The following is a 12,478-nucleotide window of genomic DNA, read 5'->3' on the forward strand; positions in this document are numbered from 1 at the left end:
TACAGGATGATGCGAGTGGCTGAGCTGATCCGCCCCGCCACTTGCATCAATCGCATGAGCACTAAGAGCTACCCATCGGTCGACCGCGTCACGTCCTCCCAAACTCGGATCTCTTCCGCCATCGCGGCAAGCTTGTCTTGCACCAGGGCGAGCGCGTCACCTCCCAGCAGCAGATGCGCTGGCGGGGAAGGATGATCGATCAACGCGAGAATGGCTTGAGCCGCTTTTGCAGGATCCCCGAGCTGTTTCCCGCTCTTCTCGCGTCGGGCAAGCCGGATGGGATCAAACATGTCGTCATAGTCGGGGATGCTCCTGGGAGATCGCTGCATCGACCTTCCAGCCCAGTCGGTCCTGAAGCTTCCCGGAGCAACGGCCGTAACATGCACGCCGAAGGGCTTCAGCTCTTTTGCGAGCACTTCGCTGATGCCTTCGAGTGCAAACTTGCTGCCACAGTAGTAAGCGATACCAGGCATCGTGATGAAGCCACCCATCGAGGTGATGTTCACGATGTGTCCCGTGCGACGCTTGCGAAAGCGCGGCACAAATGCATGAGTGACGGCTACGGTGCCGAAGACGTTTACCTCGAACTGCCGGCGCATGTCGTCAAGCGGTGATTCCTCGAAGATGCCTTCGTGGCCGTAGCCCGCGTTGTTCACAAGGACGTCGATCGGACCAAAGTTGGATTCCGCATCGGCAACGACATCCGGGATCGCATCGATGTTGGTCACGTCCAGCAGAAGCGCATGGGCGCGACCGCTGTCCAGGGCCTCGAAGGCAAGACGGGATTCGTCGCTACGGACGGTGCCGATCACCCTGTGGCCGGCTGCAAGGGCCTCGCGAGCAAGCGCGAGGCCGAAGCCGCTGCTGACGCCGGTAATAAAAAGGGTCTTCTGGGGCATGGATGGACTCCTGGTTGAATTCGGAACCAATGTAGGTGCCGAACGCATTGCTGCCCATGACCCTCGGTGTGGCGACATTGCCTGATCCTATGACACTTACTTGCGCCATGAAAAAGAACGCCACAGAGTAGCCGCATGGGCATTTCTTCCCGCCAGCGCATGATCGCCCTGCTCCGTAAGCTTGCGACGAGGGAGGGCTATACATTGACGTCGTTGCCGGACGTGCGCCTTCTACGCTCCGATCGACCACTCAGCCATACTCCAGTGCTCTACGAGCCGGGCATCGTCGTTGTCGCGCAGGGTCGTAAGCGGGGAATGCTAGGCGACAACGTGTTCGTTTATGACGATCAGCACTACCTCGTCGTTTCCGTGCCGGTGCCTTTCACGATGGAGACGGGTGCCTCTAGCGAGAAACCATTGCTGGCGATCTACTTCCGGCTCGACCACGCCGTCGCCGCGGAAGTCTGCATGCAAATTGACGAACGGCACGGCGCGTCCCCCGCTCCGCCCCGCGGGCTGTATTCCTCGCCCATGGAAGACACATTGGCCGCATCGATCGTACGTCTGCTTGAAGCGATGACGCATCCCCCTGATGACGAGATTCTCGGTCCCCAGCTCGTGCGCGAAATCTACTATCGGATACTCGCCGGCGCCCAGGGCGGTTCGATGCGAGCGGCACTGGCGCAACAAGGAAAGTTTGGGATGGTGGTTCGTGCGATCCGCCTCATACACGGCCGTTATGCGGAAGCACTTAGCGTAGACAGACTCGCATCCGAGGCGGCAATGAGCCCTCCCACCTTCCACGCGCACTTTCGCGCGATCACGGGTACGTCGCCCATGCGTTATGTGCAATCGACGCGCCTACATCAGGCTCGTCTGCTCATGCTTCGGCAACAACTCACGGCCGCTTCGGCGGCGATAGCCGTCGGCTACGAGAGCGCATCCCAGTTCAGTCGTGAATTCAAACGACTATTCGGCAGGCCACCGCTCGAAGAGATAGAGCGAATGAAGCGCAACTTCGCCATGCCGGCTCCCCTTGAAAAGTCCGAGTTCGTTTCGTCGCACTGATTGACATGCGAAGGGTTAGCCACGCTGGGCATTTCATTCTGCGTGATGGTTCTATGGCTGGCTCAGTCTCGGCCCCATGCTGGGGCCGAAGTAAAGGCGGGCGTCGGCGGACTGTGTTGATGTGACATCAACAAGCATCGAGGCCATCGGGATAGGACCCCAGCCTCAAATCTGCGAGACGCCACCATCTACGACCAGTTCTGCGCCCACCACATAGCTGGACTCGTCGCTGGCGAGATAGAGGGCTGCGGCCGCGACATCTTCTGCTTCTCCGATTCGACCGATAGGAACAGTCTGAGCGGCTTTGTCCCTGAATGCCTGCAGCTCGTCCCTGCTGCGATGGCGTCCGATAAGTGGTGTGTCGATGAAGCCAGGAGAGATCGTGTTGACGCGAATCTTGCGGTCGAGAAATTCGCGCGACCACGTCCTTGCAAGCGAACGGACTGCAGCTTTCGCGGCAGAAAGCAGGGAGAGCCCGGGCCGGCCGACATGAATGATGAATGAGGACGTCAGGATCACCGAGGCTCCTTGACGCAGGATCGGTGCCACGGCCTGCATCGAGAAGAACACGCCTTTGACGTCGATATCCATGATCTCGTCATATCGTTCCGAGTCGGTTTCGGCGAGCGGGGTGGCGTAGGCGATGCCCGCGTTGGCGAAGAAGATATCGAGCTCACCAAAGGCATCGCCAATCTCCTTGCTGACCGCCTGCATGTCGGGGATCGAGCGGGCATCGGCCCGGAAGATCAGGACCTCTTCGCCCAGCTCAGCGCGCACGGCGTCAAAGCGGCCTTCATCGCGCCCCGTGACGGCGACGCGTGCGCCCTCGCGGAGGAAGAGTTTCGCCGTAGCGAGCCCGATGCCGCTGGTTCCGCCCGTGATCAGGACGGTCTTGTTCTTCAGTCTCATGAGGATTTGCTTTTCTTGAGAGGGATTTCAGTCGGCACTGCGCAACTGGTCGGCGACGATCGCAATGCGCCGCTTGGAGTCGGCTATGCGATCGCAGAGCCGGGCATTCACCGCGGCCAGGACCGATCGCGGGGCCGTTTCGGGGAGGCCCGCCTGGAACGGCGGTTCAGGGGCGTATTCCAGCAAGAGCTGGGCGCCCTGCGCGGCCGCCTCCCCGCGCAGTTCGGCAATCAGGGAGAGGGCGAAATCCGTCCCGGCCGTGACCCCTCCACCAGTGATGTACTTGCCGTCATGGACCACCCGCCCTGCGTCCGGAATTGCCCCAAAAGCGCCGAGAAGCTCTCGAAAGGCCCAATGGCATCCGGCACGACGCCCGCCGAGAAGCCCTGCCGCGGCGAGGATCAACGAGCCGGTGCAGACCGAGGTGACATAGACGGCGCCTTTCGCGAGCCGCCGAATTTCTGCGAGGAAGCGAGGCGTCTCCAGCGCTGGAATGCAGCCAAGGCCGCCAGGAACCAGAAGAATGTCGCAACCCTCGATCCATGCCAGATTGCCAAGCGCGCCGAAGGTCAGGCCGTCCGCCAGGACTTCGTTCCCGTCGAGCGCCGCGAGCGTGATGTTGATATCCGGCAGGGCATGCAGAAGTTGATAGGGGCCGACGAAGTCGAGGGGGGTTACGCCTTCGTAGAGGGGTATGAGGACATGTGTCATGGCAGGTCTCCTTTTGCCAGTCAGACTGACGCAGAAGAGATCTGGCGTAAATGTCGTATAACCCTTAAATTAGGCCATCATGCATCGCATCGGCTTCTACCTCTATCCGGGGCATCAGATCCTGGACTTCGCCGGGCCCTTCGGCGCGTTCGAATCGGTTGCCAAGATCGCCGGCCGGTCTCTTTACGCGCTGGAGGTCTTGTCGCAGAAGGGCGGCCTGGTGCGTGGAAGTGGCGGGGCACTCGTCGAGAGCCTCTCTGCCGAGTGGAAAAATCTGGACACGCTCATCGTGGTCGGCGGGAACCTCGCGCCGATGCGGAACCCGAGCGAGATCGCCGCCGTGCGTGCTCTTGCGGCTGAGACGGCGCGTGTTACCAGCGTTTGCACAGGAGCCTTTCTTCTGGCCGAGGCGGGACTGCTCGACGGGCGCCGGGCAACGACCCATTGGCGGGTGGCTCATCTACTGCAGCAGGACTACCCGAAGGTCAGAGTCGAGGCCGATCACATCTTCATAGCGGACAAAGGCATCTGGACCTCAGCAGGAATCACGGCGGGGATTGATCTGGCGCTTGCGCTGATCGAGGCGGATCACGGCGCCGATATGGCGCGGGAGGTTGCACGCGAGCTTGTTGTTTACTACCGCCGGTCAGGCGGGCAATCGCAGTTCTCTTCGCTGTCGCAGATGGAGCCCTCAAGCGATCGCATCCGTCTTGCACTCGCCTTTGCGCGTGAGCATCTGCCGGAACCACTCGACGTCCAGCGCCTGGCAGAGGCCGCTCATCTCAGCCCGCGACAATTCAGCCGCGCGTTCCGTCGTGAGACCGGAGAAACGCCTGCTCGGGCTGTGGAACGTTTGCGCGTTGAAGCCGCGCTCGTAAGGCTGCAAGATGAGTCTGAACCCGTGGAACAGATCGCGCGCTCTGTCGGATTCACTGATCCCGAGCGCATGCGTCGAGCCTTCGTGAAATTGCATGGAGTCCCGCCTCAAGCCATCCGTCGGGCTGCGAGAAGGTAGCCGAGCTTCCTCCTTGAGCCGGACAAATGCAGGTCCATACCCCGCCCTGCCGCATGCTGACCAGCATCAGGCTGCATCAGGAGATAGGGCGTAGCCTGCATTGAGATCAAGACCATCGCGCCAAATTCAGCGCCGCGCTCCAGAGCCGGACTTAAGCCAAGACCGCCAAACGTGGGGATGTTCGCAAGCGGGCAATGTCGCGCGCCGGCGGTTCGCCAAAGAGCCGGCGATATTCCCGACTGAACTGCGACACGCTCTCGTAACCCACACGGAAGGCGGCGGTCGCCACGTCGATGTGCTCGACCAGCATCAGGCTACGTGCGTCCTGCAGTCTGAGCTGCTTCTGAAACTGAAGTGGCGTCATGGCAGTCACGGCACGGAAATGGTCGTACAGGCTCGACGGGCTCATACCCACCTCCTTTGCCAGTCGATCAATGCTGAAGCGCTCCCTGAAGTTCTTCCCGATCCAGGCAATCGCGCGACCAACTTGGGCCAGCCGACCATGGCTCGAGGTGACATAGCGCATCCGTGCGCCTTCCGGTCCGGCCAACAGGTGATACAGGATTTCCTGCTCCGCAAGCGGTGCAAGGACCGGTCGCGCCGCCGAATCTTCGAGCAGACGCAACAGGCGTAGCACCGCGTCAAGCAAAGCGACACCAGCGTCGGATACCGACTTGCCGATCGGAGTGGACGGCGCTACCGACGGTGCTGGAACGCGCAGCGCCAATTCGCCCAGCAAGACTGGATCGAAGTCTAGATAGACGCAGAGGTAGGGACGCTGGGGACTCGCATCGATGACTTGGCCCGTCGCAGGCAGGTCGTATGTCACCACACCGTAGCGGCCCGGTGCGTATTGGAAGACCTGATCACCCAGCGCGACCTCTTTTCGTCCCTGCACGACGAGGCAAAGTTGCGGCCGGTACACGTTCGGCATTGGCATGGTCACGGTGGAGGATCGTACAAGCGTCAAGCGATCGATCGGAGTGGCCTGGAATCCATCCATCGTGACGTTGCGGGCGATGATCGAGGCTATTTCTGCCAACTGTTCCATGGGTCCCATGATGGCACGAGTCCCCCCAGGCTACGCCGGAACGTGCCGGCGCTGGAGGATCGGGCATTCATCCCGGCAAATCAGGCTCATGACCGAGAGGCGCCGTGCGCAAAAGTCGACGCTGCGCCAGGGTCAAGACGGTCTTGGTCAAAAAGCGAGGATGAGAACAACATGACGACTGACCAACTGAAAATTCCTACGGCCGCACTCGGCACATGGGCGTGGGGCGACAACGGCGAACCTGGCTATGGCTACTTCGGCAGCGGTCTGGATCGAGCGGATCTTGAATTGATCGCCGACAAGGCGCACGCAGCGGAGTTGCGCTTGTGGGATACCGCCATCGTGTATGGGATGGGGCGAGCGGAGACGCTGCTCGGAGAGGTCCTCAAGCGGTTCGCGCGAAGCGACTTTCAGCTCTCAACCAAGTTCACCCCGCAGGCGGCGGGGAGTGGCAACCACCCGGTGGCGGACATGCTTGAGCAGAGCCTGGCCCGCCTGGGCACGGACTATATCGACCTATACTGGATCCATAACCCCGGCAGCGTGGAGAGGTGGACGCCACAGCTGATCCCGTTGCTGCAGAGCGGCAAGGTCAAGCATGTGGGCGTATCGAACCACAACCTGGAAGAGATCGAACTCGCGAACAAGATACTTGCAGAAGCGGGCTTTCGGATCGACGCCATCCAGAACCACTACAGCCTGCTCCACCGCGGCTCAGAGCGCGCCGGCATACTGGATTACTGCCGCAGGCAAGGCATCCCTTTCTTTGCCTACATGGTGCTTGAACAGGGGGCTCTGAGCGGAAAATACAGCCCAGAGAACCCCATGCCGATTCACAGCGATCGGGCCGGCACGTACAACGCCATACTGCCGCAAATCTCGGCGCTGACCGACAAGCTCGCAGCTATCGGTAAGCGACTAGGGGCGACCGCTCCCGAGGTCGCCATCGCGTGGGCCATCGCCAAGGGGGCAACACCGATCATTGGCGTGACGCGCCCGCATCATATCGATGGGCTGGTCCGTGCCAGCCATCTCACGCTCACACATGACGACATCGTGGAGCTCGAAGTCGTTGCGGATGTCGCCGGGGTGAGCACCCGAGGTTGGTGGGAACGGGAAATGGTTGTCTGAAAGCCATCCTCTGTAGCCATCGAGGCACCTGCCTCTGGTCCTGCCGCTTCCTGACATGGGAAGCGGCAAGGTCCCCTGCCTCGACCTTGATGATCGCGGAAGTCATCTGGCCTCCCGGGCATGGCGTTCTGCTTCCAATCGGTGCGATGGCGATCGGATCCAGGCCGTTACGTCAAAGACTGCCCTACCCCCGATAACCAGCCCTAATCTCTCCACTTCGGATCAGTCGCGGTCAAAACCAGGGATGGCCGAGCCTGGCGAGCGCAGCTTGACGTATTCCACGTTCGTGAGCGCGATGATCAGCAGATCAAACAGTGTCAGCGCGAGATAGCCGGCCGACAGTCCGGTCACGGCCATGTGGTACAGCTGGTAGGCCGCAAACAGTGCGGTCAGCGCGATCAGTCCCGGGTAGGCCCACAGCCGGCCGCGCACGATCTCCACCAGCACGACCAGCTTTGCCACGCCGTGCGAAAGCAGGTACACGCCCGCGAACAGCATGGCGTGCTGCTTGAGGTGGGCCGCCCAGTGCAGGACATGCATGGCGAGAACATCGCGAGGATCCTCGCGCAGCTCGGGTGCCACGAGGACGGCCACCCTGCCCTGCAGCCATTGTGGATCGATCAGCAGCAGCCACAGCCCGCCTGCCACCTCTCCCAGGGCATCGATGGCCTTGAGCACGAGAGCGATGGCAAACAGCTTGTCGGTTGTCGTCCGCGTGGACAGATATCGCATGGGCTTTTCGTCGATCCGTTACCGAAGAGCCCGGCCGGGGCCGGGCTCTTTTCGAACCGAACCGCAGGGCTCAGTCGCCATCATCGTCGTCGTCGTAACGCGACCCGTAAGATGCACCGTAGACAATGGTTCGCGTGACTACTGGCGCTTGCCGGTAGATCACCCGACGACGATAGACCACCCTAGGCGGCGCTTCGTAGTAACGGGGTGCCGGAGCCACGGCATTGTCGATGAGGCCTTCCACCGCACCGGACACGAGCGCACCCGCTATCCAACGGCCGCCGTCCCTGTCGTCGTCATGCCGCCACCGGTCGCCACCGCGATGCCAATCGCCGCGATCACGGTGCCAGTCATCGCGATCACCGTGCCAGTCGTCGCGATCGCCGTGCCGGTCTTCATGGTGCCATTCGTGCCGATACCGGTCCCCATGATCCCAATGATCATGGGCCGATGCGCCCAACGGCACAGTGCAAAGGGTCGCAACAGCCATTGCGATCAACATTTTGTTTGCAGCCAGGCGCTTGACCATGACCCACCTCCGTCGACTCTGTTTCGATGTCCGGCCTATGTGCGTCGTGCGAGCGGAGGATCCAGCCGGTCGATCCACCACGCCGAGCGAACGATCGACATCGCCCATCGTTTCGACTCGCATGGTTCCTGGATACGTCCGGATCCTTATGGGCCACTTAGCTGCGTGCTGGCCGGCCATCTCCGTACAGCTGGCAGTTACCGTAATGACGGGCGCGCATCCTTTGCGTGTCGAGCGAATCCGCATCACATGCTGCAGCTTGCCATGGCATCTCCGGTGCTGGCGCGCCGGGGTGGCTGGATACGCGTTCTCAAGGGGCTAGGAGTGCCGCTCGGATCTCTGGATGCCGCGTCAGTTCGAAGGTGTGGCAGGCGCGTCGCCTACGACGGAGACGACGGCCGAATCGGGCCCGTTCCATGCCGGCGCCCCCTCATGCTGCAGTCGATGGGCGGCGTCGTTCCAGATCAGCCGGGTGACCGAGTACTTGCCCTGTTCGTAGTGGTAGGTCGTCCCGTCGTCACGGAAGAGCGCGAAGCTGCCGTCCGCTCCCGGGTAGACCTTTACCGACACGATCTTCTGCGTGTGCCGGACACTGCCTTCGTCCGAGCCCATCGGCACGATGCTCCCTGCTTTCACGAACAGCGGCAGTGTTTCGATCGGTGCATCCACGTCGACCGTCTGCCCGCCGTGCAGGCGCTGGTTCGTCCAGTAGTTGTACCAATCGCAGCCTGCCGGCAGATACACCGTTCGATGAGTGGCGCCTTGCTCGGTAACCGGAGCGACCAGGAACGCTGGCCCGTACATGTATTCGTCGGGGATGTTCGCCACCTTCGGATCGTGCGGAAAATCCATGAACAGTGCACGCATGTAGGGCGCGCCCGTCCGGTAGCTGCGATAGGCCGCCGAATAGGTGTACGGCAAGAGCCGGTAGCGCAGCTTCAGGTATTTCGCCAGGATCGGCTCGGCCTGCTTGCCGTAGGACCACACCTCGTTGTGATTCCTTTCGCCGTGCGCACGCATCACTGGCTGAAAGGCGCCCCATTCGAACCAGCGCACGAACAGCTCGGGATAGTCATCGTAGTTTCCGATCGTGCCGCGCACGTCGGAGCCGTCGATCAAGGGTTTGTGTGCCGCGTGGTAGTCGGCGGGAATCAGGGGCGAGAAGAAGCCCGCGATGTCCGTGTCCCAGTACGGCAAACCCGTCGCGGTGAAATTGAGCCCCGCCGGAATGGACCGCTTGAGCATGTCCCAGGTCGCAAAGATGTCGCTGGACCAGAAGACCGTGCCGTTGCGCTGCGCGCCGAGGTAGGCCGCACGCGCAAGAATCATCACCCTTCGGCTGTTGCCGAAATCGCGCCGGAATCCGTCGTACACCGAGGCGGTATGAAACAGCGGATACACGTTATAGAAGCGCCTGCCCGAGCCGATCCAGAACACGTCCTTTGCCGGGTCGATGTCCGGTTCGGTTTCATCGAGCCATAGGTAGTCGAAGCCAAACGGCTTGATGTAGCGATCGCGGATTTCCTGCCAGAACCACTTTGCCGCGGCCGGATTCGTGGTGTCGATATTCGGTCCGATGACCGCCTTGAAGCCGCCCGGATCGGGCACGCCATCTGGCGTATGCACCAGCCAGCCTTTGCTGGCGAGCATGTCGTAGAACTTCGACCCCTTCGAGAAATGCGGCCATACGCTCAGCAGCGTGCCCACACCCATCGCGTGCAGGTGCTGGTTCATGGCGGCGGGATCCGGCCAACGCGTCGGGTCCAGGTCCAGGTTTCCCTGCCGGGTCATGTTGAGAAAATCGACCACCATCACGCCCAGCGGCAGATGCTTGCGGTGGTACTCGTCGGCCACGGCCAGGATTTGCTTCTGCGTCGGGTAGATCGCCTTGCTCTGGATGTAGCCATAGACCTGCCGGGGCAGCAGGTGCGTCACGCCCGTCAACCGACGATAACCGGCGTAAATCTCATCGGCGCTGTGTCCCGCGATGACGAAATAGGAGACGCGATCGCCCACATCGGACGACCAGACGTTCTGACCATTGAAGCCGAGCTGGATGGTGGTCTTCGACGGGTTGTCCCAGACCAGGCCGTAGCCGAGGCTCGACACCATGAAGGGAACGCAGACGTTCTCGCCGCCCAGCGCGGAATAGTCGTGCCAGCAGTGGACCTCGTGATCGCGCAGGTCCATCCACCCCTTCTGCTGCTGTCCGAGCCCGTAGTAATGCTCGTTGGCGGGCGATTCGAAGGTGGCGCCGACACGGAAGCTCTTTGTGTCTGCATCCGACTGCGGCGCCTCGGGCACCATCGTCCATGTGCGCATGCGCAGCAGCGTCTTGCCTGCGGCATCGGTGACCTGCAGCGCATCGTTGAAGGTGTTCGGATCCTTCCACCCCCCGAAGTACTTCTCGCGCAGTTGGCGGTTCAGCGCGTCCAGTGGCATGCGCTGCGGGAGTTCGTCAGGCGCAAGTTTCCCGGGCGCCACCCGTACCACCATATTCTCCGAACGGAACACGTCGCCGCCTGCCGCGTCGCGCGTATGCGTCCACCCCTTGGCCGAGGGTTCGGCATCGAATCCGTATCCGGGTGGGCTCATCACGGCCGCCCGGTCGACGCCGAACGTCACCCGCAGGATGTTTGGCGCGTAAGGTTCGAGCGAGATGGTCCGCCCCTCCCGCTGCAGCACGAGCGGGGTGTCCTGCGCTGAGGCGGCCACCTTCAACGACGCGCTCAAGAGCAGCGCGCAAAGTCCGCACGAAAACAGTTTATGCATCATGCAATGTCGTGCCCCATCGTTCGGCCGATGCCGTTACGGAAGTCCGCCGTGCGCGAGTTTCCATCGCTGTGTTGTTCTGTCGGGAACCCATGCAGGCGAGGTCCTGATCTATCCGGCCCACAAGGTGGGACTGACGTCAGCCGCCCGGCGTTGCAGACAACAGCGCCCTGGCTTCGCCGACTGGCTTCGCCCCTCCATGTGGAGACGGCGCGCTCCGAGCCAGCCTTGCTTCACATCTGCTCCAGCTCCCTGCCCCGCGTTTCCCTGACGTAGCGAAGCACGAAGACCGTCGACAGCGCCGCGGCCACCGCATAGATGCCGTAGGTGGGTGCCAGCCCGATACCCACCAGCAGCAGCGGAAAGGAAATGGTGATGGCGAAGTTGGCGATCCACTGTGCGGCGCCGGACACCGCCAGGCTGGAGCCGCGGATCTGGTTCGGGAACATCTCGCCCAGCATCACCCACATCACCGGGCCCCACGACATGTTGAAGAACACCACGTAGACGTTGGCCGCCACCAGCGCCAGTGTGCCTATCGGCGGCGGCAAGGCCAGCTTGCCCGCCGCATCGATGTGCGCCTGGGCGAACGCCCAGACCACCAGCGCCAGCGACACCGTCATGCCCAGCGAGCCGATCCACAGCAGCGGCTTGCGACCGATCCGGTCGACCAGGCCCACGGTGACCAGGCAGGCGGCGATGCTCAACGCGCCGGACACCACGTTGATCAGCAGCGCGTCACTCTCGGAGAAACCCACCGCCTGCCACAGCACGGCGCCGTAGTAGAACACCACGTTGATGCCCACCAGCTGCTGCAGCACGGCCAGCCCGATACCCACCCACACGATCGGGTGCAGGCGGCGCGTGGTCTTGTCGACCAGGTCGGACAGCTTGGGGCGATGGCGGTCCTGCGCCAGCGAGCCGCCGATCTCGGCCAGTTTCGTGCGCGCGGTCGCCTCACCGTACAGGCGCACCAGCACCGCCTGCGCCTCCGCTTCGCGCTTGCGCATCACCAGGAAACGGGGGCTCTCCGGGATGAAGGTCAGCGAGACCAGGAACAGGGTCGAAGGCAGCACCTGCATCCAGAACATCCAGCGCCATGCATCCAGACCCAGCCACAGCGCCTCGGTGGACGCACCCGCCGCCCGGGCCAGCAGGTAGTTGCTGAGGAAGGCACAGAACAGGCCGCTGATGATCGCCACCTGCTGCATGGTGGCCAGGCGTCCGCGATAGCGCGCCGGAGCCACCTCGGCGATGTACGCCGGAGCGATCACGCTGGCGGCGCCCACCGCGAACCCGCCGGCCAGGCGCGCCGCTACGAAGAACACCACGCTGGGCGCAGCACCGGCCCCCAGTGCCGACAGCAGGAACAGGATTGCCGCGGCAATCAGCACCGTGCGCCGCCCCTGGTAGTCGGCGGCGCGCCCGGCGAAAAACGCGCCGATGGCGCAGCCGAGCAGCATCGAGGCCACCTCGAAGCCGATGCCGGCCGCGGTCGAGTGGAAGGCCTGCTTGAGCCCGTCCACCGTGCCGTTGATCACGCCACTGTCGAAGCCGAACAGGAACCCCCCCAGGGTGGCGACGCAACTGATCTGCACGATCAGTCGCGTGTTTTCCGCCTGCTCGATCGAACCGCCGGTATCGAATGTCGCGCTGTGCAT

General features: G+C 62.6%; 11 protein-coding genes. 3 read left to right on the plus strand and 8 right to left on the minus strand.

Translation table 11 applies throughout. The features are described from left to right. Positions 1 to 68: 68 nt before the first annotated feature. Positions 69 to 899, minus strand: a complete 831-nt coding sequence (locus tag NC595_RS14115) for an oxidoreductase (protein ID WP_253567463.1) — start codon at positions 897 to 899, stop codon at positions 69 to 71. A 135-nt stretch (positions 900 to 1,034) separates the two neighbouring features. Between NC595_RS14115 and NC595_RS14120 the strand changes: the two genes are divergently transcribed. After that, positions 1,035 to 1,967, plus strand: coding sequence for an AraC family transcriptional regulator (locus NC595_RS14120; protein WP_253567465.1), 933 nt, complete (start codon positions 1,035 to 1,037; stop codon positions 1,965 to 1,967). 165 nt (positions 1,968 to 2,132) lie between these two features. On the opposite strand, the gene NC595_RS14125 is transcribed toward NC595_RS14120, so the two are convergent. Both NC595_RS14125 and NC595_RS14130 read right to left on the minus strand, forming a co-directional pair. Continuing rightward, positions 2,133 to 2,876: an SDR family oxidoreductase gene (locus NC595_RS14125; RefSeq protein WP_253567467.1), complete on the minus strand. Its 744-nt coding sequence runs from the start codon at positions 2,874 to 2,876 to the stop codon at positions 2,133 to 2,135. A 27-nt stretch (positions 2,877 to 2,903) separates the two neighbouring features. Then, entirely contained in the window at positions 2,904 to 3,587 is a 684-nt protein-coding gene (locus NC595_RS14130) for a DJ-1/PfpI family protein (RefSeq protein ID WP_253567469.1), read from the minus strand. Positions 3,588 to 3,666: 79 nt separating this feature from the next. On the opposite strand from NC595_RS14130, the gene NC595_RS14135 reads away from it, so the two are divergent. Further along, the gene (locus NC595_RS14135) at positions 3,667 to 4,602 is read left to right on the plus strand and encodes a GlxA family transcriptional regulator (protein ID WP_253567471.1); all 936 of its coding nucleotides are present in this window, start codon (positions 3,667 to 3,669) and stop codon (positions 4,600 to 4,602) included. Positions 4,603 to 4,753: 151 nt separating this feature from the next. Here NC595_RS14135 and NC595_RS14140 read toward each other — a convergent pair whose 3' ends face one another. Beyond that, the gene (locus NC595_RS14140) at positions 4,754 to 5,653 is read right to left on the minus strand and encodes an AraC family transcriptional regulator (protein ID WP_253567473.1); all 900 of its coding nucleotides are present in this window, start codon (positions 5,651 to 5,653) and stop codon (positions 4,754 to 4,756) included. Positions 5,654 to 5,824: 171 nt separating this feature from the next. On the opposite strand from NC595_RS14140, the gene NC595_RS14145 reads away from it, so the two are divergent. Further along, positions 5,825 to 6,784, plus strand: a complete 960-nt coding sequence (locus NC595_RS14145) for an aldo/keto reductase (protein WP_253567475.1) — start codon at positions 5,825 to 5,827, stop codon at positions 6,782 to 6,784. A gap of 222 nt (positions 6,785 to 7,006) precedes the next feature. Here NC595_RS14145 and NC595_RS14150 read toward each other — a convergent pair whose 3' ends face one another. The 4 genes from NC595_RS14150 to NC595_RS14165 all read right to left on the minus strand — a co-directional run bounded on the left by NC595_RS14150 (position 7,007) and on the right by NC595_RS14165 (position 12,478). Continuing rightward, positions 7,007 to 7,516 carry a DUF2127 domain-containing protein gene (locus tag NC595_RS14150; protein ID WP_253567477.1) on the minus strand — a complete coding sequence of 170 codons (510 nt, stop codon included), beginning with the start codon at positions 7,514 to 7,516 and terminating at the stop codon, positions 7,007 to 7,009. A 70-nt stretch (positions 7,517 to 7,586) separates the two neighbouring features. After that, positions 7,587 to 8,045, minus strand: a complete 459-nt coding sequence (locus NC595_RS14155) for a hypothetical protein (protein WP_253567479.1) — start codon at positions 8,043 to 8,045, stop codon at positions 7,587 to 7,589. Positions 8,046 to 8,396: 351 nt separating this feature from the next. Next, positions 8,397 to 10,820 carry a glycoside hydrolase family 31 protein gene (locus NC595_RS14160; protein WP_253567481.1) on the minus strand — a complete coding sequence of 808 codons (2,424 nt, stop codon included), beginning with the start codon at positions 10,818 to 10,820 and terminating at the stop codon, positions 8,397 to 8,399. 230 nt (positions 10,821 to 11,050) lie between these two features. Next, complete coding sequence (locus NC595_RS14165) at positions 11,051 to 12,478, minus strand: sugar porter family MFS transporter (protein ID WP_253568344.1); 1,428 nt, start codon at positions 12,476 to 12,478, stop codon at positions 11,051 to 11,053.

It is taken from the genome of Dyella lutea (genome assembly GCF_024158035.1).
Lineage (GTDB): Bacteria > Pseudomonadota > Gammaproteobacteria > Xanthomonadales > Rhodanobacteraceae > Dyella_A > Dyella_A lutea.